Below are 24,097 nucleotides of genomic sequence, written 5' to 3'. Positions count from 1 at the left end.
CGGGCTCAGATCACAGGCTCCGCCCGGGAGAAATTCGCTCGATCGAGCGACGCTCGGTGACGGCCGCGGATCGGCGGGCGGCTTCATTTACCCGTGCGAGTGCGCTTCTTGCGCGAGCCGCGTCGATCTTCTGCGCCGCGTTCTCCGGTTCCGGGCCGAGGGGCGAGTCATCGGTGATGCCGTACCGGTCGCGGTAGGCCGCGACGGTGTGGGCGTGCCGTCGCCACGCCGCTTCCTTGCGCGGATCACGGGGTGGCTCACCGAGCGGTTCCGTCCAGGGCTCGCCAGCCTGGCGTGCGGTGTCGAGCACCGCGTCGGCACGGGCTTCGATCAGCTCGCGCCGCTCATCAAGCGCCTGGCGCATATCGTCGGTCATCGGGCCGTCCGCGGATGGGATCAGCCCTGCGATCATTCGTGGTGCGTTACGGGTGCGACCCGAGCCAGCCGGGCGGGCAGTGGCACGAGCCACTCGGTAGTGCAGGACGGAGGCGATGTCGTCGGCATCGGCAAACCCGCGCGCCGCGACCAGCCGAGGGAACAAGGTGTCGAGGTTGTGGTGGTTGGCCTCGGCTCGGCGGAGCTCGGAGGTGAGTGCCCCGAACGCCTCGGACTCGATCGCGGTGTCGGCTTGCTCGGCAGTCAGACCAGAGGCACGGATGAGGGTGGCCCAGCGGTCTCGTTGGGCTGCGGCAGCAATCGTCTCGTACTCGGCGGCGAGCTGGGCGATCGAGCCCCAGTGCTCCTGTTCTGCGGTGATGGTCTCGTGCGCGGACAGCTCAGCACCGGTGTGTTGAAGCACCCCGAACAGGACGGATCGGCCAGTGGCGTCGGGGTTGTCGCCCGGATGTGGCTCGGCGTGCTCGTCGGCCCGGTCGAGGATCACGTAGGCGTTGTTGGCCTGCTTGCCGCGGGTCATCGCGACGTAGAAGTTCTCCCTCGTCGTGGTCGGCTCCACCAGCACATGCGCGGTGTCGACAGTGACGCCTTGCGCCCTGTGCGCCGTGACCGCATAACCCAGATCGACGTGATCGGCCACATAGGCGGCGGGCAGGACGATGGAGCCGCCGAACCTGCGGCCGGCCTTGCGGATCGTGACCGAGCCGTCGTCACGGACGCCGGTGATGGTCCACGTGTCACCGTTGCGCACCCAGTCCTTGCCGTTGCGCAGTCGGCGGTCGTTACGGCGGGTGATGATCGTGTCCCCAGCCCCCGCCGTGGTCCCGTCGTTCAGCTCGACCTCCCGACCAGGCTTCAACGCGCCGTCGAGAATCAGATCGGCGCGGGCGCGGGTGTTGAGGCCGGTCACGTCCTCGCGGGTCTCGGCGACCAGCACCGACACCAAACCTTGGTTCCGGTCCGCGCGCCACGCGGTGTAGGCGGCATCGGTCATCGCGTCGCCGTCGCCGTCGCGGATGCGGTCATGGTCGAGGTAGGTGTCGATCACCTGCGTACGGCCGTGCCGCAGGGCGAGGGACGCGGACTTCTCCCACTCGTGGATGAACCGGTGCACGTCGACCAGCTCGGGTACATCATCCCGGTCACCGACGAGGAGCCCGAACGCGCCGCCAGCATCCACCGACTGGAGCTGGGCGTAGTCGCCGACCAGCAACACCTTCGCGCCGGCCCGTTCGGCGAGCTGGGTGATGCGATCCAACGAGAGGGTTCCAGCGAGGGAGGCTTCATCGATAATGACGAGCTGACCCGCCTGGAAGTCAGTTCCGTGGACGAGGTGGTTCTGCCACCACTTCGCTGTGTTCTCCGTCGCAATCCCCAGGTCGTCAGCGAGGACCTGCGCCGCCACGGCGGACGGTGCCAGCCCGACCACGGACCCGGCGCCGTGTTCCTTCTCCCACGCCCTGCGCAGCGCGTTCATGGCAGTGGTCTTCCCGGCGCCCGCCGGGCCCACCAGCACATCGAGCATCCGGCCAGAGACCGCGATCTTCATGAGTGCGTCGGCCTGATCCTCACCGAGCATCCGCCCTTCACGATCAGGCTTAGTGGTGACGTTCTCGACCGTCGCCAGCGGCACGGTGGGAGCGGTCAGGGTGCGAGAGCGGTCGAGTAGCCGGTCCTCGGCCGCGAGCAGCAGCTCGGAGGAGAACACGGTGGAGTGCTTGGGCAGGAACACGCTGGTGCCGTCCGCCCGCCGGAACGCGACCGGGCTGGTGGCGAGGTCGGGCGGCGTCAACCGCAGCGAGGCTTGCTCGGCGGCGTCGGCGATCATCCCCACGACCGCTTCGCGGTCGTGCATGGTGGCGAAGCGCCAGCCCATCGTCTGCCGGGACGCCTCGGCCATCAGGTTCCACCTGCGCCAAGTGGAGCGCTTCTCGCCCACCATCTCGACCACGGTCTGGCCGAGTTCGCCAATCGCGTCCAAGGGCACGTCATCGGCTCGCAGCAGCAGCGGCTTGTCGTTGTCCATCACCCCACGTGCCCAGGTGGTGGCGTCGTGGCCGAGTACCCCGGTGGCGCGGGTGCGCCACTCGGCAGTCAGGTCAGCCATCGACCGCACCTCCTTCTCCGGGCGTGTGGCGAGGGTGGCTTGGGCGCGGAGCTTGATGATCGTGGCCGTGGAGGGTTGGCGGCCATGCCGGGCGACGTACTCGGCGATCAGCCGGTCCTTCTCGGCGTCGATGTACCTGGCACGGGTGGAGAACTCCCGGACCAACTCCTCCGGCACGCTGCTAATCGCCCAAGCCGGGTTCCGGTCCCGGCCCATATCGCGGGCCTCCCACTCAACGCCGAAAGTGCGGGTCATGTGATCAGCGAACACCGCCTCGTGCAGCTCCGAGAGCGCCACCACGGCGGCGTGCATGGGACGGCCATCCAAGCTCCGCCACTTGCCGTCGAACGCGGTCTGCACCTTGTTGGAGATGACGACGTGCGTGTGCAGATGGGGGTCGCCGGCGCGGGAATCGAAGTGATCGAACGCCGTCGCCACCAACCCGGTCACATCGACCTGCGCAACCGCACCGTCACCGGCAGTTGCACCCGACCGGGTGGCTGCAACCTCCCGCTCCATGAACGCAACCACCTCCGCAACCGCCGCATGATGCGCCTCACCAATCAACGCCTGCGTCCCGGCATCCGCGACCGCCCACAACGCCGAGGCCGACTTCGGAACCGAGAAGGTGAAGTCGAACCCCGCCACCGCCCGCCGCTTCCCACGTTCGGTCTCCTCGACCTCGATCCGCGCGACCGCCTCGCCCTTGGCACCCGGACTCAGGCTCGGGTCGAGGTCGGCGATCCGAGCCTCGATCCGCTCCGGCACCGACTTGTAGGCCGGGAACGCATGCCCGAGCGGGTCGCCGGTGATCGGGTCACGCCCCATCCCGACCAAGAGCTGGAGCTGGGCCTCCGACACCCGATCCCCGACCGCGAGCTGCCCCTTGCCGAGCGCGGCGACGCCAGAGCCGAGCCACTGGCCCGGCGGTGTCCCCGCCTCCACGTAGTACCTGGTCAGTGGTGTTGAAAGAGCGCGGTCGCCGTCTGCGGCCGCGACGGTGCGCAGCAGGTACATGTAGCCGTCCCCGGCCGACATCACGCGCATCGAGACCGTCACCACGCCACCGCCTTTCGACGGTCAGGTGAGCGGGCGTTGACCGCGCGAACGCTCCGTCAACTTTGGTTGACAAACCTCGACCTGCAAGACGCGTGGCGGCTCGTTGGGGCGGCGAGAGCGACGGGTCGCGGAGACGGTCGAGTAACGCGCTGCCGAGGGTTCGAGGAGGCAGTCGGCCGAAGGCGTTTCGGGGTCGCGGTAGTTCGATGCGCGCTGGTCGTCTGGTGGTGCACCTGGCAGGTGTTCAGCCCGGAGAGTCGGCGCCCGTTCGGTCGCGTCGAGGTCCGGGGTTCACGAAGCCTGCGGAGCCCTCATGCGCGACGATCATTCCCAGCGCGGCCGCCCTCTCCGGGTCGGGTCGCTGTTCTCCGGCTACGGCGGCCTCGACCTTGCCGTCGAGTACGCCACCGGCGGGGAGACGATCTGGTTCTCCGAGATCAACACCCCATCCATTCGCGTCTTCGCCCACCACTGGCCGGGCATCCCAAACCTCGGCGACATCACATCCGTCGACTGGGCGACGGTCCGCCCGTGGACGTGCTGATCGGCGGGTTCCCCTGCCAAGACGTCAGCACGGTCGGCAAGGGCGCCGGACTCGCGCCCGGCACGCGCTCCGGGCTCTGGTCGCACATGGCGGCCGCGATCGACGCGCTGCAACCCGAGCTCGTCGTCATCGAGAACGTCCGCGGCCTGCTCTCCGCACCCGCAATCCGCCCCAACCCGGAAGGAGCAACCCCCGATGCACGCAACCCAGACGATGCAACCGACGAGCGCGCAACCGCCGTTCGCAACCTGGAACCCGACCCGTGGCTGCTGGGAGACCAGCCAGCGCGACCTCTTCGGGCGCACGGCGCCGTACTCGGAGATCTGGCCGACCTCCGGAGAAGTGCACGATGGATCGGCCTACCGGCGTCACTGGCCGGCGCACCGCATCACCGGTTCCGCATCTTCATCACCGCCTACCGCGAAGGCGCTGTTCCGGACGCCGCTGGCATCGGACTCCTCACGCGGTGGCGAGACCCTGGATCAGGTACGGGCTCGGCGGGGCACGATCGCGCTGAGTCACCAGGTGATCGACCTGGCGCTGCACGGGCCGCATGGCTCGCCCGCCAGCTGGAACGAGTCGGAGACCCTGTTCTCGCTGATCGAGGACATCTTCACCGCTGGGGGCGATACACCCAGGCCATCGCCCGATGGGAGCACATCACCGGACGGGCAGCCCCGCCCCCGCGATCCTGAACGAGGAGAAAGGCCCACGCCCGGCTCCCAAGTTCGTGGAATGGCTCATGGGCCTCCCTGCCGGCTGGGTCACCGACCCTGAGCACGGTATGACCGCGGCCCAGCAGAACACAGCCCTGGGCAACGGCGTCCTACCCCTGCAAGCAGTCGTCGCGCTTGACGCGCTGCAGGCAGGCACTGAGCCACGATGAGAACGGGGTTCCCGGCTCAACGTGGCAGCACCTGCGTTGTATTCGGCCACCTGCAACGCTCACGTAGCTTGCACTCGTGAAAAACAGAACAAGTCCCCGGGACAGTTCATGGAGTAGTTGATGCCCTGGGTTCAACTCAGCTGCAAGGTGATGCAGCTCGGGTTGTCCTCGTCGGTCGTGGAGATGGTCGCGGTGTCCGTCTGGCCTTCGTGCTCGATCGTGAGTGTCGCCTCGATGCTGCGGGGCGCCCAGATGCCGACGAAGCCGTTGTCGTAGGTCTGCCGTGCTTCGTCGATGAGTACCTCGCCGTTTTCCCCGGTGAGCGTGATCCGAACCTCCGCGTCGGCGAGCTCCCCGAGGCAGGTGGTCAGGCGGTGGAAGTGGCAGCCGTGGGTTTGCTCCCGGTACGGGGCGATCGAGATGAAGACCTCGTCGTCTGACATCGGCAGCCCCGTCTCGCGTTCCTGGTCGTCGGTGAGTACGAGTGCGTCGGGTTGCACGGAGGCGATGAGGTCGCTCGGACGTTCAGCGCCGGGCATCGTGTCGAGGCGTTCGATGATCTGCGCGGCGTCGAGGCCGGCCAGATCATGGTCGGCCAGCAACTCGGCGTCGATTGACTGGGAAGTGGTTGGCGGGGGTTCGGGTTGGGTCGATGTCGTCGAGCATCCGGAGAGGATGAGGGCAGCGGCGAGGGGTTACGTGTTCTTGAGAGGGTTTGAGGAGAAGATGGATGCGCCTGTTCGCGATTCGCGACATCCGCCACCTGTTCGGTGCGCAGATCACCGCGCTGTTCGGCACTGGGCTGGCGACGGTCGCGCTGGGCCTCCTCGCCTACGACCTTGCCGGCCCGAGCGCGGGACCGGTGCTTGCCGCCGCTGATCCCCTGCAACCGTCGCGCCAGTCCCGATCCTATTCGGCAATGAAGCAGCCATCTGCAATTGGTTCCTAGTGGTGCACTACGGACATCACTCATCCCGACCCTACTGTGTTCGGCATACCGTTGGGCCCATTTCTGGCTCTTCGGACATCCGGTGGGGTGAGGGTGGCCGGGCGGTGATTCGGCGGTAGGGGTCGAGGTCCCCGAGGATCAGAAGCGCTAACTCTCTGATTCCGACCGAGGACCTCGACGTGCTTCACCCTACTTCGGGGTGCGCTGACGCGCGCCCCGCCGACTGTCCGTGTGCCCGCTGCGACCTGCTTCTCGGCCTCGACGGTGTCCATGTCGAGCACGTCGAGCGTCGCGACGGACTTCTTGTGGTGACCGTTTCGACTCCGGCGTCCCCGACGGGCTGCCCGGGGTGCGGCGTGCTCGTGACGAGCCGTGGTCGGCGCCTTCGGGTGCTGCATGACGTGCCGGGTGTGACGCGGGTGAGGGTGGTGTGGCGGCAGCGGATGTGGCGGTGCGGCGAGTCCGGCTGTCCGCGGAAGACGTTCGTGGAACAGGTCCCGTCGCTGGTCGCGCCGCGCGGGTCGATCACGAAGCGCGCCGTCGCGTGGGCGATCGGGCAGCTGCGTCGCGAGCACGCCACCATCCAAGGACTCGCCCGGCAGCTCGGGACGTCGTGGAAGACGGTGTGGCGGGCCGTCGAACCCGAACTGGTCAAGCTCGCGGCGGACGAGTCCCGGTTCGAGAATGTCACCAGCCTCGGCGTCGACGAGCACGTCTGGCATCACGTCGACCCGCGCCGACGGGGGCCGAAGGAGCTGACCGGGATGGTCGACCTCACCCGCGACAGCCAAGGGAAGACGCGGGCCAGGCTGCTGGATCTGGTGCCCGGTCGATCCGGGAAGGCGTACGCGACCTGGCTCGGTGAGCGCGGCGACGCGTTCCGGAAGCAGGTGAAGGTCGCCGCGTTGGATCCGTTCGCCGGATACAAGACCGCGATCGACGACAAGCTCGACGACGCCGTCGCCGTCCTCGACGCGTTCCACGTTGTGAAGCTCGGCACCGCTGCGGTCGACGAGGTCCGCCGTCGCGTTCAGCAAGACACCCTCGGGCACCGCGGACGCAAGGGCGACCCGCTCTACGGGGTGCAGACCATCCTGCGCGCCGGGGCCGAGAACCTCACCGAGAAGCAGCGGGTGAGGCTGACCGCGGCGATGGAAGCCGACCCCGCGCACGACGAAGTGTTCGTCGCTTGGCAGTGCGCGCAGCAACTCCGCTCCGCCTACCACCAGGGCGATCTGGCCGCGGGGCGGCGGATCGCTGAGCAAGTCGTCGACACGTTCCACACCTGCCCGATCCCCGAGATCGCACGACTGGGCCGCACCCTCCGCCGCTGGCGCGACGCGTTCCTGGCGTACTTCACGACGGGGCGATCATCGAACGGTGGCACCGAGGCCGTGAACGGGATCATCGAGCTCCACCGCCGCCTCGCCCGCGGCTACCGCAACCGGCACAACTACCGGCTCCGCATGCTCCTCGCCGCCGGCGGACTCACCCCATGACCCCCACCGGATGTCCGAAGAGCCACTCAACGGTTGCAGGCGATCGGCAAGGCCTGCCTGCGCCAACGCTCCGTGGAGATCGGTCGAATCGATGCGCGATCCTCGGACAGGGTCCTCTGGAGCGCGGAAGCCATCAATGAGAGGCAGAAGAGAAGCTCGCTTGTCGTCGTCATCGAGAACAGAGAGTGCCATCTTAAAGCGCTCCATCCAAAGGCCATACTCGCCTACCCGCACGAGACTTACACCCGCTTCGATGAGCCACTCCACGAACCGATCAAGGGAGATCCCATCGTCAAAGGGATTGACGAGATGATACGTGCGATATTCGCGGGTCTCGTCTTGTGCCAGTGAGGCGATCGCCTCGCTGACGACGTCCACCGGGAGGCCGTCATAGTGTGCGTGTTCTCCATTCGCCGCATAGAAAGACGATGGCGTGATTCCCGACTGCAGGACGCTGAATAGAAGGCGGGTATAGGTGTCTGGAACATTGATCTGGCCGCGATAGCGAGAGTGCGCCAGGATCATGCTGGAACGGAAGACCGTGACGGGAACGCCGAATTGTTCGTTGGCGTTGCGGAGCAGAACTTCGCTTGCCCATTTCGTTGCAGCGTACCCATCAACGATTCCGCCGGCATCCTCGATCTGTGAAAGTGCCTCTCGAATATCCACCCGCTCCGTCATCGGCCCCCCAGCTTGCTGGAGGAGAGCCGTGGCAATACTTGACATGAAGGTGATGCGCTTTAGGGGTCCGGTTAGCGCCAGATGCAGGACCTCGGCGGTACCGGCGACATTCGAGGCAAAAAGCTCGCGATATCCCAGCGCGTGATTGACCATCGCACCAGCGTGGATGATGTGCGTGATGTCCTGCGAAAGTGACTTCCAGATCTGTTCATCGAGTCCGAGGCGCGGTTCGGCCAGGTCTCCGGCAACCACGTCAAGATTCCCGGCGAGCCTGTCGAATTCAGCTAGCAGCTCTGGCGACGAGGAGTAGGTCGCGCGAAGGCGCGCTCTTGCCGCGGCATGACTGTTGGCGCGGACAAGGCAGGTGACGCGTCGCGTCGTGCCGGCGAACCTGCGTAGCCATTCGAGGCAGAGGAAGCGGCCGAGGAAACCGCTGGCGCCAGTGATGAGCACCCCCTGAGGTGCCCCGTAGCGTGTGGAGCTTGGGTTGATGGTCGCCCTAGATGAGAGGAACCGCTCGACGGTGAGTTCTTCGGCGTAGAGGGGGCGCATATCAGAAGTGTGAATCTCCTCAAACGTCGCGAGCCACTCGCGCTGTCCGCGTTTGCCGTCCATGTACTCGCCGAGGTCCGCGAAGGTTCTGGCCTCGCTGACGAGGACGTCGACCGGGATGTGAAGGCCGTAGATCTGATTCAACAGGCGCGAAAGGTGCACGGCCGTCAGAGAGTCACCGCCGAGGTTCCGAAACTTGGCGTCGATCGAGACCGTCGCTGGCTCGATCTGCAGCGTCAGCGCGGCTGCGTCACGGATCGTGCTCGCAGTGTCGTTCTCGGCTCCGTGGGCGATGAGGTCGGTGAGAGCATCGTCTCGGGCAGCGACAATCTGTTCGTAGATTGCCTCCAGTTGTGACTGGTACTTGTCATGGAGGCGTGGGCGAACGGGCTTGCGGTGATCGGAGAGCAGCCCGTTCTCCTCGGAGAAGGGTTCGCTCTCGACGATCACTGCGGCCGGCACCTCATATGAATTCAGGTGCTCTCGCTCGGCCACGTGGCGCAGCTCGTCGAGCATCAGCTTGGCCATGGTTTGATTCCGCTCGTCGTCGGCGGCCGCGCTTTGAGCGAGGTCGGTCGGCACGACGACGGCGACGAGGGCTGACCAGTCACTCCGGCCGTAGAGGAACACCTGCCTGATCAAGGTGCTACCGGCGACGAAGGTTGCCTCAAGAGATGGTAACGCAACGAATTCGCCCTGGGAGAGCTTGATAATAGAATTCTTCCGATCGATGATGCGGACGGTGCCGTTGGAATCGACGGCGGCGATGTCGCCGGTGCGGTAGTAGCCATCCTCCGTGAAGATCTCGGCATTGAGGTCAGGACGGTTGAAGTAGCCAGGGACGGTGGACGTGCTCTTCACGAGTAGTTCACCGCGGGCGGAGGGACGATCGGTCCGGAAGTATCCGAGCTCGGGAACGTCGTCGAGGCGATAGTCGATTACTGGCGGCGTGAGAAATCGTCCATCTGCCAGAACGCCGCCGATCTCCGTAGTGCCGTACAGCTCATGGAGCTCGATCCCGAGCAGACGCTCCATGAACGCCTTGAGCTCAGCCGAGACGGGGGCGGAGGTGCAGCTTGCCCATTCCACCCGCCCGCCGAGTACTGACGTACGCATGTCTTCGAGGACCGCCTGGCTCGCATAGCCGTCAGTGTCGTCGCGCCGGGACTCTGCGCGACGCTGGTACTCCTGATGAAGCAACTCGCATACACGTGGCACGAGAGACAGCTCCGTCGGACGGGCGAGTGCGAGATCGTCGAAGAAGTTCGCGAGGTTGGGCGTTGAGGAGAAGTACGTAACGCCTCCACGGGAGAGGGTGCTGCGCACCGAAGAGTGCCCAGCAACATGGCTCATGGGCATGTAGTGAAAGCTCGCGATCTCGTCCTGCTCCGCGAAAAACTCTGACCAGCCCTCCCCACCCCACATCTCGCGAACGAGCCTGGCAGAGTACATCGCCCCTTTTGGTGCGCCGGTGCTCCCCGAAGTGTATAGAAGCATCGACAAGTGGTCGTCACATATATCACCAAATGCATCCCCTGGATCAGGGTCAAGCTCGAGAAGTTCAGGAGCGATGGGCAGACTGTTTGCGGCAGATTCAAGGATGCGCCGATGCGAAAGGTCACCGCCACGGTAGTCCAGAACGATGAGGCGATCGATGGAATCCGCGTGAGAAAGGATGCTCTCCGCCTTATTCAGCAGGGAAATGGAGATCACAAGTGCGCGAGGTGACGTTTCGCCAATGATGCTCCGGTGTTGCTCCAGAGATCCGCTTGTCTGCAGCGGAACCGTTGTGACCCCAGCCAGGTTGCACGCGAAATCGATAGTCGTGAAGTCGATACCCGGAAAGCCGAGTAGCGCAAGGCGGTCGCCGCTCGCGAGCGGGCCCTTGACCATTCGTCGACCATGAAGCTGAGCCGCAGCGGCAAGGACACGGCGGCGGAGCTCTTCATAGCTCAGAGTCTCGTACCAATCCAGTACCTCGCTGTCGAACAGGTCACGATCCCCGTTTGACCTTGGGATGGGTCGGCGGTCTGCAAGCGCCGGCCTGCCGGAGAAGCGCTCGAAGATCGAGGTCATCTGGGTGTTCAAGAGCATGGGTGTCTTTCCCTTCAAGTTCATGGCGCTATGCGAAGATGCCCCGGTACTTCTGGTCGCAGCAGGCGTCTTCAGGTCGACGATTGCGTGGCGGCCATCGCTGTAGCGGTGCTGTTTGTCAGGAGCGTCTCGACGGCACTTCGGAGCACTCGTGCGCCGTCGACGCTCAAGATGGATTCCGGGTGAAACTGGAAGCCGATGAGATTGTCAGTTCGGATTGCATGGACTTCTCCGGTTCTGCTGTCGCTTGCCACGTCGACAACTGAGTCGATATCCGCGTGCCCGAATGCGCAGAAGGAATTGTAGAAGCCCACACGTACTTCTTCACCGAAGACTTGGATGTTGCGTTGAGTGCCTTGGTTCGGAAGAGCAAGTCGTCGAACCTCGAATCCGAGTTCCCGGCACACGACTTGGTGTGAGAGGCACACGGCAAGCGTCGGGACGCGGCGCTCAGCAACGACTCGTCTTGCGAGGCTCCGCGCGTTGGCAATACGCGGGTCGTTGTCATCGTTGGGATCGCCTGGGCCCGGTCCGAGTACTAGCAGGTCTGCCGACGCGAGCTCGGACTCAGTGGGATAGCCGGTCACCACCTGGACGTCAAGACCCATCGAGCGAAGGTGGGCGGCGAGCATACCGGTGAAGCGGTCTTCATGATCCACCACCAGGGCCCGTCGCGGAGAAGGAAGCATGCCCTGGTACCATTCGCGCACTTCCTGATTCCAGAAGTCCGCGACCTCGGAACGCCTGCCTTCGAGGAACTCCCGCCCCAGTGTGGCCAAGGCGTCGTCGTCGCCCTTTCTTGAGAAACCCGTGAGCACCGTACTGACCTTGGCGCTGGTTTCAGCGGCCTCCACCACCGGGTCAGAATCCCTGACGATGGTGGAGCCGACGGGGATGGACACTTCTCCCGTCTGCTCAAGGCAGGCGGTGCGGATCAGGATCGCGGAATCAAAGTCTCCCGTGTCCTTGCCGGATACGTGTGCCAGGACCCCGCCCAGATATCCCCGAGGGCTGAGGTCATTGCGAGCGGCCATCCGGAAAGCCGACTCTAGCGGACTTCCGAGAATCGTGGGGGCGATCAACGAGCGACGGATCACGGTCGCCCAGTCCAGAGAACTGTACCCGTGGATGAAGTACTCGGTGTGTGCCAGGTTCGACATGAAGCGCAGCTGTGGTCCGGAGACCCACGGCCGTTCCTCGCAGAGATCCGCCATGATCTTCAGTTCCTCGTCCACAACCATGTAGAGCTCATTGCGCTCCTTGGGGTCCTGGAGAAACTCTCGCAACGACGCCGCGTCCGGACCGCCGCTCGGATATCGGTAAGTGCCGGAGATGGGGTTCATCGTCGTAAGCCCGTCCTCAGTCCGGCTGAGGTGCATCTCTGGGCTGGCGCCGATCAGGGTGTGGTCGGGAAAGTGAACGAGGAATGTCCAATACGCCCCGACCTGCTTGCGAAGGAGCGCGTGGAAGATCGATAGCTCAATGGATGGGTCGCGCTTATCAACGCGACCTTGGTACGTCCGGTGTAGGACGAAGTTTGAACCATGCCCAGCTCGGATCTCGTTGTCGATAACTGCCCTGACGCGTTCCGCATACTCCTGATCGTTGACGTCGAAGTGTCCGCTGCGCAGCTCTACCGATTCGAGGTCGGCCTGTGCGAGGAAATCACGCAGAGGCGTCTTCTCGTGGTGATGAACCTGTATCGACGAAACGTGCTGACGTGCCCGCCGTTCCGCAGCAGACATAGGGCGGTCGCCCCAGAGAGCCTGACGGAAAGGGATCGCGACGATCTTTTCGCCTGGGTGGGATCGTGCTTGGTCGAGATCGTCGAAAAGCATGGAGTCGCCGGCAAACTGGTGTACCTGGCCGTCCTTCATGACGAGGGCGAAAGCCTCTGCGGCGAGATCAAACATCGGACTCCTCCCATTCTGCGATGGCAATTTGAGTCGGGAGGACTCGCGCTGACGTTCGGGCGGTGTAGTCGAGGGCGCGAAGGTGCTGGGTTCTGTCGAAGTCGGCGACCGCATCCGCGAGGAGGAAGGTTTCGAGATCCTTCGTATACGAGTCGGTGGCGGTGGCGAGCACACCGACGTGTGCATAGATGCCGCAGATGACCAGCTGATCGCGGCCTGTTCCTCGGATGAAGTCTTCCAGAGGCGTACGGGCAAAGGCCGAGTACCTCCACTTGTCGACAACAAGGTCTCCTTGTTGAGGAGCGAGGCGATCGATCACCATTCGGTGCTCTGGCGATATCGTCATGCCGGGTCCCCAGAAGTCTTTCAGAAGTCCCCGCTGCTCAGGAGTCATGCTTCCGGGCTGAGCGGTGTACACGATTGGAATTCCGAGTCGACGGGCAACGGAGATGCTTCGTTCGATGTTGTCCACAAGGTCAGTTGCGGGCTGTCGAGCCGTATCGAAGCGCTCCAGGAAGTAGCGCTGCATGTCGTGGACCAGCAGGACGGATCGCTTTGCCGAGGCCCGCCAGGGAACCACGGGATTGGGATACTCCGAGCTCTGCGGCATGGCGTAGTGGATGGTTTGCGCTGTGTCCCAGTAGGTGTTGGTTGGCATGGTCAGTTCCTGATCTTCCAATGGTTGAGTACTTCGATCGCCTGGCTCAGGGTGAGGCGGGGATCGCACAGGGAGGTGTAGGGAGCGTGTCCGTCCCGAAGATCGCTGGAAGTGCCGAGGCACTCCCTCACGGCGTCGATGGTGGTCTCCAGGTGCACTCCGCCGGCATGGACTCCTTCGCTGGCGGCGGCATCTTGGAACGCTGTCAATTCACGAGTGATTGCTTCCATGTACCGGGTCTTTCGTCCGTCCGATGCCGTAACAGTGTTTGCGTGCATTGGGTCGCTCATCCAGATCGGCTTGTAGCCCTCCTGTTGAAGGGTTCTCATCAATGCTGGAAGGCGATCTATGCTGTCGCCCATGCGCGCGATGAGCATGAGTTTTCCGTCCTGCCGAGCTGGATCGATCCGCTGAGCGATGGCGCTGAGGCTCTCTTCGGTCGTGAAAGCGGTCACCTTGCAGCCGACCGGGTTGATGATTCGGGAGGCCAGTTCGACGTGGGCGTGATCGGCCTGGTTCGTTCGGGCTCCGATCCAGACCGTGTGAGCTGATGAGAGCATCACCTCTCCCGCCGTGGTGGTCCGGAGCAAGGGAGTTTCATAGTCCAGAACCAGCGCCTCGTGGCTCGTCCAGACCGTCTGTTCTGTGTGGCTTCGAACCCGGCCAGTGATTGCGGCGGCGGCGGCGTGAGCTCGAAGCATTCGCTCGGGCTCGTGTCGTCGGGCACGCGCTGATGGGAACGGATCGTTTACCAACGCCCCGCGATACGTCGGCAGTGAAGATCCGGATACGACTTCATGCGTCTGCGAACGCGGCTTGGCGAACTGCCCGCCGATACGCCCGATCTTGACGACAGGCTGCCCACTTCGCGTTTGCAGAGCGTCTTCCATCTTGGCGAGCGCATGGACCTTCGCATCCACGACGTCGTCCGCGGTATCGGTGATCGGCTCAGCGCAGTCTCCCGCTTGGAGCACGACAGCCTGACCCTGTGCGACGTTGGCCAGTCCTTCACGCAAGCGCAGAACTTCGCCTTCGGAGACGAGCGGTGTGCTAGCGGCGAGGAGCGAAACAATCTCTTGGCGCGAATCGGCATCTTCCCATGTCGGCTGTTGCTGGGCAGGACGGGAGGCGATGCGCTCCCGCACACCGCCGACGAGACGAGCGAGGCTGGGATCGACGGTGGCATTGAGTACGGTCAATGTTCTATCCTTCTGGAGGAGTGCAAATACGGATGGTGGTCGCGATTCCGCTGGAAGTCAGCGGCGTGAGTTGGATCTACTCGTCGCCGTAGGCAGAGGGAAGTGCGGTCGATTTCGGGATCCATCGGATTGCAAGGATTCCCAGTGCCGCGCAGATGACGGCGGCTGTGGCGGCGACTGCGTGGAAGCCGTTTAGGAAGGCAGTCTGAGCGGTCTCGTACATCGCGGTGGCCGTGCCTGCTCCATCGACGACCTCAGCGATACCGGTTTCTTCACCGGGATAGGTCGCGCGGAAGACGACGGTGAGCAGCGACCCGAGGAGCGCGATTCCCAGGGCATTCCCGATCTCGTTGCTGGTTTCGGCGATGGCGCCCGCTGCTCCTGCTCGCGATTCCGGTACTGCACCGACCGCTGTATCGGCCACCAAACTGAAGGAGATGCCGAAGCCGATGCCGGCGACGACGGTGGATGCGATGTAGAACACGGCGCCGGTGGAGTCGTTGGTGAGGATCAGGAGCCCCATGCCGGCGGCCATGGAGAAGTGACAGATGATCAGCGCTGCTCGCGGTCCGACTTTCTCAACGAGGCGGGGAGCCAGGACACTCGACAAGGTCAGGACCACGGCGCCCGGGATTGCCAGCAGCGCTGCGTTTAGCACCGAGTAGCCCAGGACCGACTGGAGGTATGTCATGCTCAGGTAGGCGGCTGCTGACCACACGAACAGTGAGAGCAGGCCCGTCAAAATCGCGACCGCGAAAACATGGCTCTTGAAAAGTGCAATGTCCAAGAGTGGGATCTCCAGGCGCTTCTGTCGGAGCACGAAGAATGTGAGAACACCGATCCCAGCGAGAATCAGGGCACCAGACAGCAAGTCGATCCCGTACGTCGCCGCATGCTTGACACCGTAGATTGCGATGAGGAGGCCCACGGCGGATGAAGCGACACTGAGCAGGTCGATCTTGCCGGGCCGCGTGCCGTGAACTTCGCGCAGCAGGACCGGTGCCATGATTAGGAACAGTGCGATCACTGGGATGTTGATCAGGAAGACGGAGCCCCACCAGAAGTGGTTGAGGAGAATGCCGCCTACGATTGGGCCGATTACGAAGCCCGCGGCGAACGTCGCAGCGAAAATGCCGATGGCGCGTGCTCTTTGGACTGGATTTTCGAACAGTTCGCTGATCACGGCGAGACACGAAGGGAGGAGCGTCGCGCCACCGAGCCCCATCAGGGCGCGGGAGGCGATCAGCAGCTCGGGTGTCGGCGAGAACGCGCCACAGAGTGAACCAATCCCGAAGATCACCGCCCCGATCATGAGGAGCTTCTTTCTTCCGAAGCGGTCTCCCAGATTTCCGAATGTGATCAGTAGTGAACCAACGGCGAACCCGTAAATGTCGAGAATCCACAGGCTCTGGTCGGTGGTCGGTTGGATGGCTTCGTTGATACTGGGCATCGCGAGGAAGAGGATGGATCCATCCATAGCGACAACCAGGACTGGGCCCAGGGTTGCGATCAGCCCCCACCATGATCTCGCGGGAGCTGATGTGCGTCTGAGAGTCTGTTGTGTGTCCATGCTTTCAATCCTCAAAGGCGCTCGCCTGACCAACAAGATCACCGTCTCGGGTACTCAGTCGGATGGGATCTCGCGGCGTGGGTACCCTCAGCAGGTGCACTCAAGGGAAGTCGAGTCTGCGTGTGCGGCGAGCCAGGGATACTGACCAGCCAGGTGGGTACACCTGGGAGGGATACCTTCGGCCCTGCCGTCGCGCCTCGCGACGAGTTAGCCTGGAACCATGAAGGGCGAGACACTGGGGAGCTTCTTGAAGAGTCGGCGCAACAAGACCGACCCGGCGGCAATCGGCCTCGACCCTGGAGTTGCGCCACGACGAGTTCCTGGACTTCGTCGCGAGGAGCTCGCGCGTCTCGCTGGAGTCAGCGTGGGGTATTACGTACGAATCGAGCAGGATCAGACCGGCACTGCCTCGCTCCAGGTGCTGGATGCGCTCGCCTCCGTGATGCGTCTGGATGATGCCGAGCGAACTCACCTTTACAACCTCGCGCACGCGCCCTCGCGGGTGCCGATGGTGCGCGAAGCGCCCGAGAGCCCTCATAAGCGAGTGCTCTCCCTCTTCGAATCTCTGCACGAGACGGTGCCAGCAGTCGTCCTCGGGCGACGCGGCGATGTCTTAGCCTGGAATCATTCCGGCCACGAATTGCTTTTCGAGCATCTACCGTTCGAGGCTCCTCACGACATTGGACGGCGACCGTCCGTACCGTGGTCGTTTTTTCTTGACCCCCTGACCCGAGACCTCTACAGCAACTGGGATGAGCTTGCCCGTATTCATGTTGCTTACCTGAGGCTGACGTGTGGCCGCTACCCAGGCGACGCCAGGTTGGCCGAGCTGATCGGCGAACTGTCCATGAAGAGTGACGAGTTCGCGAATCTATGGGCCGAAGGCGATGTGGCCGACTGCACGGTGGGGCGCATGGTTCTATCGCATCCGACCCTCGGTGCGATGGACGTGGACTACCAGGTCTGGCTCCAGCCGGAATCTCCAGATCATCGGCTTGAGGTCTACACTCCCAATGATTCCGTCACGCGGGACACGCTCACTCTCCTTCCGAGCCGCGTTAACTCTACGACAGATCCGTCTCGGGAGAAGCGATCTATCGAAAGGCTCGTTCCAAAGGGGGGAGAGCACGAGAGCGCTCCAACGAGCCGCCAGGAGTCGGTGCCGCACTCAAGGATCCCCCGCCCCTGAGTAACGAGCATCACCCGCCGCTCGTCGCCAGCAGAATAGGCAAGAACGTGGCAGGGGCAATGTCTGTTAAAACCGTTCGAGCGCCATATATATCAGCCGTTGAGCGCAATTCAGTAGATGAGACACCATCTCGACCTCGCTGCGCCATACCTTGACATTGCAGCACCATTCAAACAAACCCAGTGATAACAGGCGCCTTGACTGCGTCGGAGACTCTGCTCGTCCGAGGGATCGCTCCCGGAGTTGCCAATCCAGCTTTCATGGGGATCGATTCAGACTGTCTTGCATCGGAGCGGCCGGCGCCGTGCATATCGCCTTACAGCGTGCAGAATCGTGCTATGCAGGAGTGCACAGGGTTTAGCGGTCTGTTGCCATCAGCGGTGGAGGTTGTCCAGATCAACGGGGATGGCGGGAGACCACTGCCGGCGTGGTCCGAGGAAGTCGCATGTGTAGAGGGTGCCGTTCCCAGGCGTCAAATCGAGTTCGTGACCACGCGGGAGTGTGCGCGTCGAGCGCTCCAGCGCCTGGGGCTTCCACCCGGCCCGATCCCAGTGGGAACACATCGAGAGCCCGTCTGGCCTCCCGGTATCGTGGGAAGCCTTACGCATGGCGCGAACCTCCATGCCGCTGCCGTGGCATTGAAGCGGCAGTATCGAGCGGTTGGTATCGACGTCGAACCCAATACCAGCTTGCCTAAAGGCACATTGGATTTGATCGCGAGTACCGCTGAACGCCTGGCGCTTGCGTCGCTGGAAACATCGTGGCCGACCGTTGCGTGGGATCGCCTATTGTTCAGTGCCAAGGAGGCCATGTTCAAGGCGTGGTTCCCGCTGACCGGTCAGTGGTTGGACTACCAGGAGCGTGTGCTCAGCATCGACCCCGTTACTGGCACCTTCACGGGCTGTCTGCCTCTGGATAGCGAAGCGCGATCTCGATTCCGTATCAGCTCGATCGACGGGCGGTGGGGAATCAGCGAGGATCGCGTCCTGACGGCGGTCGCTCTGGAGCAGCAGGTAAGTCAGTAGCGGACTCACCTGTGAGCAGTGCAGCGAGGGATTCTTCGACGGCCTGAATATCAACGATTCGACGTACCGAGACACCGTCATGCTCCCAGCGATCGAGATCGAGGATCCAGAGCTCGCGCGGACGCAGCTCCAGCAGGCGCTGCGGTCCGCCTCCATGGAGTTGGGCGACCGGGAGCGCTTGGGCCCGTGCTTCTGCCGGGTCAGTGAACATCTGCTGGTAGAACGCCTCCAGTACCGATGTCAGCTCCGCACCGGAAAGCGCGCGGCAATCACCGGCCATCTGAAGCCCGTCAAGGCCGTGCGCAGTGCCGGGCAGTGTGGAGACAGTCGCTGCGGCAACTCCCGTGCTGAGGACATGGCACGTATGCCGTGCGCTGACAGCTGAGCCCACCACGAACCGCAGCGGGTCGGTGAACCATGCGTACTGGAGCTGCGCCGCCCAAGGGCTCGAGTCAGGTGCTGTCGTGGCGACGGTGAGATATCCGGCGTCCCGGATGATCCCGGCGGCTCGGGTGGCGATCTCGAAGTCAGTGCTGTGCGGCTTCATGGGCGTTTCCGAGTCGCATGGGCAGTTCGAGCAAGTCATTGCCGATGAATGTCGGCCCTGCATAATCGTCGATGGCGCCGACGAGCTGTGCATGAGGGAAGGCCTGGCAGAACAGGCTTACGGCGACCTCTGCCTCAAGGATCGCCAAGTGCGAGCCCGGGCAACGATGCACCCCGAGTCCGAACGCCAAGTGCTGCGGGTTCGTCCGGTCCGGATCGAAGTGCGCGGGTTCGGGGTTGACGTTCTCGTCTCTGCCGTGGCCGCCGTAGTTGAGCAGGATGGGTTCTCCAGTTCGGATCATGACACCCTCGCCAAGGTCGATGTCAGCAAGAGCCCATCGCATTGGCAAGTTCATCACCGGACAGTCCTTGCGCAGAGACTCTTCAATGATGGGTCTCGGATCTTCTCCTCGAATCAGGGACTGTCGGGCGTGAGGGCAGGCAGTGAGATCGGCCAGAGCATGGTCAATGAGGTTGATGGTCGTCTGGCTGCCCCCGCCGATCATGAGCAGCAACGTGGCGATGAGTTCGTCCTCGGTGAGAGGGTCTTCCTCTTTCTGACTTTCGATGATGAGGATGCTGGTGAGGTCGTCGCCGGGGTGGGCGCGCTTCTCGTCGATGAGTGTGCGCATAGCGGTGAGCAGATCGAGGTTGAGCTGGGTGGCTTCGTCTTCGCTGAGAGCATCGGTGCGAGCAACGAGGCGGAACACACGCAGCACCTCGGGCCGCTGGTCCTCGGGGATGCCAAGCAGATCGCAGATGACGAGAGTAGGGATCTGGTAGGAGAATGCGGCGTGGACATCAACGGGGGTGTCGTCGGCCTTGTTGGCGAGGTCCTCGATAAGGCCACGCACTGTGTTCTCGATGGCTGGGCGCAACTGCTGGATGCGACGGTAGGTCAGCGAGGGCACGACGACCCGGCGCAGACGGGAGTGGTCGGCACCGTCCTTGGTCGTCATGTTCTGCAGATCAATCCAGGGAGCCAACCAAGGCACCTCGCCGGTCTCATAGGTGGGCACAGCGCGGGTCACGTCGCGGGAGACGTCTGGGTGGGTGAGCAGATAGGAGACGGTCTCACCGCGCACAACTGACCATGCGGTGAGTCCGTCGGGCAGTTCGACCGGAACGGCGGGGCCGAGACGTCGGAGTTCCTCGGTCTTGGCGTACATGCAAGCACCGGATCTACTGGGCAGAGTGGTCACGGGGGCGGTGTGAAACGGGATGGGCATGAGTATCTCCTTAGGCTGCGGGGCTCGGGGTGCATAGGGCGAGCATGCGTTGCCAGAAGAGGTCTTCGAAGACGGCAAGATGTCTGGCTAGTCCCAGGGCCGGGGTCAGTGCCTTCGGCGGTGCTGTGGCGAGCAAGGTGTCGATCGTCTGGATCTCGGCGGCATCGGCATGGCCGAAGTAGTCGAAGTGTGCGAGCTGGTTGTCGGTGAACGCCCCGGTGTGCGCCAGGGCTTCGCGCAGTTGCTGGTAGCAGCGTGTGGAGGCGTTCACGAGGTGGCGGAAGCAGACCGGATAGTCCCAGGGGCTGCCGGTGACGGCGATGCGAGCAATGTGGGCGGGGTAGACCATGGCGTAGGCGTCCAAGTCGCTCCCCCGCTCGGAAGACTGGTGGTAGGCGCTGACGAACGGTTGCAGGAGGCGGTGTGCTTCCTGTTCGGATTGGTGGCTGAGCGTGTAGAGCTCCGCGACCGCTGTGTTGTGGTGCCGGTCGATCATGAGCTGGGTCGAGGCGACGTTTGATGCCACGAGAGCGTCGAGATGAGATGCCAGCGAGCCGAGGTCGCCGGGGGTGATGCTGCCAGACTCGATGGCGTGGGCCAGTGGGTTTTCAGACAGGACCGCGTCCGGGATTTCTGCTGTCATCGGTGCACTCCGAGGTCGCTGAGGGGACGAGTGAACGCGGCGGGAAGGCCTGCCCGGGGGATGTTGAGGAGCTCGGTGGACAATTTTCGCTGCCGCTGAAGGCGGGAGGGGCTGGAGAGGGTTTGCAAGTGTGCGTCGATGCGGCGGTGCAATTCGACGCTGGCCGTCTCCCATGCCGTGGTGGTGGGATGACTGTCCTCGCCGAGGTGCCGCCGGTACCGGTGCAAGCATGCGAGGGTGAACAGCTCCAGAGCACAGTCGACGGCGCTCGCTCTCATCCATGGGTCGTAGGGCTCGCGGGCGATCGCGCGGTGCAGGCGGGTCACGCGCTCGGCCATATCTCCGTTGGCCATCGTCGGCGCCGTCGTGGGGGCATCGCTCGGGGGTTGGGCGAGAAAGTCTTTGAGCATCTCGGTGGAGCTGTCGAAGATGCGGGTGACGCGGGTGTCGCGCCAGAGACGTTCGATTGGCCATGGTGTTGCCTCGCGGGCTCGTGCCGAGGCCGCGGTTTCGTAGCCTCGTCCGCCGACCAGTTGCATCACCGTGTCGGTCGCTCGGTCGGCGGCCTCGCTGACAATGAGCTTGGCGGCTTCGCTGTCGGTCGGCGCACACTGCTCGTCGAGGGCATGCCAGGTCACGGCGTTGGCGACCAGTGCCTCGGTCATGAGGGTGGAGAGGTGGTGCTGAGTCTGGGGGTGGGTGTGCAGTCCGCGACGGGTCTGCCGGTCTTCGCCGGCCCAGGCCACGGCCTGCTGCAGGCAGGTGAGAATCGTCGTCAGTCCCGCCACCGGCAGAGCGGCACGGCACTGACTCAGGCAGGTTAGGGCGACCTCGACGCCGTTGCCCTCCCCACCGATGATCCGGTCGGCAGGAACGCGGGCGTCATTGAACTGCAGCCGGCCGTTGGGCAGGCCATGCATGCCGGCGAAGCGACTCTGAGGGCCACGCATTACGCCGGGATCATCGGTGGCGATCAGCATGGCAGTGATCCCGCCCGATGAGTTCTCGGTGGCGGCGACGTCGACCAGGACGATCACGTGGGAAGCGATCGTGGCGTTGGTGATCCACGTCTTGGTACCGGTGACCCGATAGGCGCCCTCATCGGCGTCGAAGAAGGCGGTAGTCCGCAGGGGTCCGCTGCCGTAGCCGAGTTCGGGCTCGTTGAGCGCGAAGGCCGAGACTTGTTCGGTCAGCTGCGGTAGGTAGCGGTCACGCTGGGTCTCGGTGCCGAACTCAAGGAGGGGGCGAACGGCGCCGATGACCTGGTGCGCGGCGATGACCTCGCACAGGCTCGCATGCGCGGAGGTGAGCACGGAGAGCACCGCGAGTAGGCAGGTATCGGAGAATCCCAGACCGCCGTAGCGGGTAGGGATGGTGATCCGGAAGGCGCCCAGCTGTCCGAGATCCTGGAGGAGGTCATCGGGTATCTGGGCACTGGATTCGATGCGTTCTGCCAGGTCATGTCGTGAGCACCAGTCGGTGATGCTCACCACGAAGCGGGCTTCCTCGGGTGAGAGCTCCGTACGAGTGCTCGGCTGGTCCGACGCAGGGGCGTGTCCGCTGAGGATCTGGTCGATGATGGAGTTGGGGTCGTAGTCGCGGCTCGGTGCGGTCATCGGCGTGGCCCCAATTCGACGGCGGTCAGCGGTCCGAGCCGCTGGTGGCGCAGCTCGGCGGTGTTGAACCCTGCCCGATCAAGCAGTGCCGTGAGGTCGGCGAGGGTGCGCTCGCGGCCGCCGCTGATGACGAGCATGCACACATCGGTCAGATACCCCACGGCTGCTTCGTCGGTGTAAACGTCGGGCAGGAAGTTCCCGATGATGATGAGACGTGCTCCATCCGGGATCTGCTCTTTGCACGTGGAGAGGAGGGCCAGGGCGTGCTCGTCGTCCCAGTCCTGGAGGACGCTCTTGATGATGTAGGTCGTCCCGTCCGGTGGGATCGCGGCGAAGAAGTCTCCGGCGATGCTGGCGCACCGCTCGGTCAGCCCGGCGCGGGCGATGACGTTCTCGGCGGCGGCAATTCCGGCGGGGCTGTCGAAGACAATGCCGGTCGCCGTCGGTGCTGTCTGTAGCACGGTGGTCAGGAAGGTGCCGTCTCCGCCGCCGATGTCGACGACGGTCTCGTCCTCGCCGATGGAGATCAACGCGGCAGCGGACTCGGCGGTGGCGGTGGCTTCTTCCTGCATGGCCTGGTTGAACAGGGTGTTCGCGCCAGTGTCCTGGCTGAGATAGTCATAGACCGGCTGGTGGTATTCGCGGTCGAACCCGGCTTCGCCGGTGAGGGTCGAGGTTTCGAGATGGTCCCAGGCGCGCTGGAACAAGGGGCTGGTGAAATTCTCGGCGAAGGCTGCCAACGAGCCGGGTTTGCCGGGCACCAGCACGGTGCCGAGGCGGGTATTGTGCAGGCCAGATTCGCGCTGTTCGATCAGCCCGGCATAGCGCAGCAGGTTCAGGACGCGGTCGAGGTGGTCTGCCGGAGCTCTGGTCCGGGCTGCTAGCTCTTCCAGTCTCATCCCGGGGGTCGTGTCCAGGTGGGTGAAGACGGCGAGGTGTACTGCCGCGCGGATAGCGTCGGAGACCATGTAGCCGCCGATGAGACGGATGACGGTGTCGCGGTCTTGAAGGCTTGTCATGATCCCTGTCCTTCCTCGGCGGGCGCGTCGGTGAGTCGGTGTCTGACCCAGACATTGGGCTCGATGTAGACGGCGTAGTCGAGGTCTGTGTTGGCGTAGACCGGGGCGATACCGCCACCGACGATGATCAGGCCGGTGGTGGTGAAGGGTTCCGCGGTCCAGGTCCTCCAGATGTCGAGGGGTGCGGAGATGGTCATGGAAGTGTGGCTGAGTGCGATGATGCGCCCACCGATCCGTTCGTGGATTCGCAGCCAGTTGTCGGCGCGTTGCCCATCGTCTCGGCGACGCTCGACGTAGTCCTCGATGGGCATCTCGGGGAACTCGGTCTTGCCGCTGGGCCGGACCGGGGCGATGAAGTGCTCGAACCCGGCCTCGCGAGCATGATCGCGCAGAGCAGCGAACACGGATTGGGATAGGCCCCGGCCCGTGTGGCTGGTGTCGATGCCGGCTTCGAGTGCGCACAACGTGTTGAGAGTCGCCTCGCTGTAGGTATCGGTCGCTGATTGCTCGATGACTCCGTCCCAGCCGCGGCTCGGAAGCGTCTGCGGGTTGCCGTCCCAGTGCAGGGGCAGAGAGGAGGCGCGGGCGATCGGGGTATCACCGTCGAGCACGATGAGCTGGTGCTCGGCGTGGGCGTGGATGCCCCATTCCACTAGCAGCCGGTTGGGTTCGATGAACGCCGGCCACGGGATGTCCAAGTTCAAGAATGCCGGCAGCAAGTCC

The 24,097-nt window shown here is 64.0% G+C and carries 18 protein-coding genes and 2 pseudogenes; 7 read left to right on the top strand and 13 right to left on the bottom strand.

The window, feature by feature from the left end:
- Positions 1 to 10: 10 nt before the first annotated feature.
- Positions 11 to 3,550: a MobF family relaxase gene (mobF, locus tag AVP41_RS06345; RefSeq protein ID WP_067162861.1), complete on the bottom strand. Its 3,540-nt coding sequence runs from the start codon at positions 3,548 to 3,550 to the stop codon at positions 11 to 13.
- A gap of 325 nt (positions 3,551 to 3,875) precedes the next feature.
- On the opposite strand from mobF, the gene AVP41_RS16995 reads away from it, so the two are divergent.
- Entirely contained in the window at positions 3,876 to 4,106 is a 231-nt protein-coding gene (locus tag AVP41_RS16995; protein ID WP_255249017.1) for a DNA cytosine methyltransferase, read from the top strand.
- Positions 4,094 to 4,801, top strand: a complete 708-nt coding sequence (locus AVP41_RS06340; RefSeq protein ID WP_255249018.1) for a DNA cytosine methyltransferase — start codon at positions 4,094 to 4,096, stop codon at positions 4,799 to 4,801. Before AVP41_RS16995 ends, AVP41_RS06340 begins: the two co-directional genes overlap by 13 nt.
- A gap of 322 nt (positions 4,802 to 5,123) precedes the next feature.
- On the opposite strand, the gene AVP41_RS06335 is transcribed toward AVP41_RS06340, so the two are convergent.
- Entirely contained in the window at positions 5,124 to 5,594 is a 471-nt protein-coding gene (locus AVP41_RS06335) for a CueP family metal-binding protein (protein WP_218867906.1), read from the bottom strand.
- 128 nt (positions 5,595 to 5,722) lie between these two features.
- Between AVP41_RS06335 and AVP41_RS17110 the strand changes: the two genes are divergently transcribed.
- Together AVP41_RS17110 and AVP41_RS16920 are read left to right on the top strand one after the other, a co-directional pair.
- The gene (locus tag AVP41_RS17110; protein WP_067162201.1) at positions 5,723 to 5,941 is read left to right on the top strand and encodes a hypothetical protein; all 219 of its coding nucleotides are present in this window, start codon (positions 5,723 to 5,725) and stop codon (positions 5,939 to 5,941) included.
- Between the two features lie 179 nt (positions 5,942 to 6,120).
- Entirely contained in the window at positions 6,121 to 7,440 is a 1,320-nt protein-coding gene (locus tag AVP41_RS16920) for an ISL3 family transposase (protein WP_442922776.1), read from the top strand.
- 135 nt (positions 7,441 to 7,575) lie between these two features.
- On the opposite strand, the pseudogene AVP41_RS16320 reads toward AVP41_RS16920, so the two are convergent.
- The 5 genes and pseudogenes from AVP41_RS16320 to AVP41_RS06300 all read right to left on the bottom strand — a co-directional run.
- Positions 7,576 to 10,749: pseudogene (locus AVP41_RS16320) on the bottom strand (thioester reductase domain-containing protein); the annotation flags it as partial.
- A gap of 89 nt (positions 10,750 to 10,838) precedes the next feature.
- Complete coding sequence (locus AVP41_RS06320) at positions 10,839 to 12,680, bottom strand: anthranilate synthase family protein (protein WP_067162199.1); 1,842 nt, start codon at positions 12,678 to 12,680, stop codon at positions 10,839 to 10,841.
- Positions 12,673 to 13,338: an isochorismatase family protein gene (locus AVP41_RS06315; RefSeq protein WP_067162197.1), complete on the bottom strand. Its 666-nt coding sequence runs from the start codon at positions 13,336 to 13,338 to the stop codon at positions 12,673 to 12,675. Before AVP41_RS06315 ends, AVP41_RS06320 begins: the two co-directional genes overlap by 8 nt.
- 2 nt (positions 13,339 to 13,340) lie before the next feature.
- Positions 13,341 to 14,537 carry a 3-deoxy-7-phosphoheptulonate synthase gene (locus AVP41_RS16315; protein ID WP_082829041.1) on the bottom strand — a complete coding sequence of 399 codons (1,197 nt, stop codon included), beginning with the start codon at positions 14,535 to 14,537 and terminating at the stop codon, positions 13,341 to 13,343.
- Between the two features lie 76 nt (positions 14,538 to 14,613).
- The gene (locus AVP41_RS06300; protein WP_217987206.1) at positions 14,614 to 16,014 is read right to left on the bottom strand and encodes an MFS transporter; all 1,401 of its coding nucleotides are present in this window, start codon (positions 16,012 to 16,014) and stop codon (positions 14,614 to 14,616) included.
- Between the two features lie 313 nt (positions 16,015 to 16,327).
- On the opposite strand from AVP41_RS06300, the gene AVP41_RS06295 reads away from it, so the two are divergent.
- From AVP41_RS06295 to AVP41_RS16915, 3 genes and pseudogenes are all read left to right on the top strand, one after another.
- Positions 16,328 to 17,296 carry a helix-turn-helix transcriptional regulator gene (locus AVP41_RS06295; RefSeq protein ID WP_082829040.1) on the top strand — a complete coding sequence of 323 codons (969 nt, stop codon included), beginning with the start codon at positions 16,328 to 16,330 and terminating at the stop codon, positions 17,294 to 17,296.
- A 260-nt stretch (positions 17,297 to 17,556) separates the two neighbouring features.
- Positions 17,557 to 17,922: pseudogene (locus tag AVP41_RS17105) on the top strand (hypothetical protein); the annotation flags it as partial.
- A gap of 6 nt (positions 17,923 to 17,928) precedes the next feature.
- Entirely contained in the window at positions 17,929 to 18,321 is a 393-nt protein-coding gene (locus AVP41_RS16915; RefSeq protein ID WP_231902677.1) for a 4'-phosphopantetheinyl transferase family protein, read from the top strand.
- Here AVP41_RS16915 and AVP41_RS16585 read toward each other — a convergent pair.
- The 6 genes from AVP41_RS16585 to AVP41_RS06260 all read right to left on the bottom strand — a co-directional run bounded on the left by AVP41_RS16585 (position 18,266) and on the right by AVP41_RS06260 (position 24,072).
- Positions 18,266 to 18,868: a hypothetical protein gene (locus AVP41_RS16585; RefSeq protein ID WP_141236367.1), complete on the bottom strand. Its 603-nt coding sequence runs from the start codon at positions 18,866 to 18,868 to the stop codon at positions 18,266 to 18,268. The two genes, AVP41_RS16915 and AVP41_RS16585, sit on opposite strands and share 56 nt — an antisense overlap.
- A complete protein-coding gene (locus AVP41_RS06280) occupies positions 18,849 to 20,036 on the bottom strand; it encodes a cytochrome P450 (RefSeq protein ID WP_176472509.1) in 1,188 nt (395 codons plus the stop codon). The genes AVP41_RS16585 and AVP41_RS06280 overlap by 20 nt, the downstream gene beginning before the upstream one ends.
- A 70-nt stretch (positions 20,037 to 20,106) precedes the next feature.
- Entirely contained in the window at positions 20,107 to 20,739 is a 633-nt protein-coding gene (locus tag AVP41_RS06275; RefSeq protein WP_067162182.1) for a hypothetical protein, read from the bottom strand.
- The gene (locus tag AVP41_RS06270) at positions 20,736 to 22,355 is read right to left on the bottom strand and encodes an acyl-CoA dehydrogenase family protein (RefSeq protein WP_067162180.1); all 1,620 of its coding nucleotides are present in this window, start codon (positions 22,353 to 22,355) and stop codon (positions 20,736 to 20,738) included. Before AVP41_RS06270 ends, AVP41_RS06275 begins: the two co-directional genes overlap by 4 nt.
- Positions 22,352 to 23,374 carry a methyltransferase gene (locus tag AVP41_RS06265; protein ID WP_067162179.1) on the bottom strand — a complete coding sequence of 341 codons (1,023 nt, stop codon included), beginning with the start codon at positions 23,372 to 23,374 and terminating at the stop codon, positions 22,352 to 22,354. The genes AVP41_RS06270 and AVP41_RS06265 overlap by 4 nt, the downstream gene beginning before the upstream one ends.
- Positions 23,371 to 24,072, bottom strand: a complete 702-nt coding sequence (locus AVP41_RS06260) for an N-acetyltransferase (protein WP_157532392.1) — start codon at positions 24,070 to 24,072, stop codon at positions 23,371 to 23,373. The genes AVP41_RS06265 and AVP41_RS06260 overlap by 4 nt, the downstream gene beginning before the upstream one ends.
- Positions 24,073 to 24,097 lie beyond the last annotated feature (25 nt).

The sequence above is a fragment of the Microbacterium sp. TNHR37B genome (assembly GCF_001620065.1).
GTDB lineage: Bacteria > Actinomycetota > Actinomycetes > Actinomycetales > Microbacteriaceae > Microbacterium.
The sequence above is the reverse complement of the archived record's forward strand: the minus strand, read 5'-3'. Positions and strand labels throughout refer to the sequence as shown.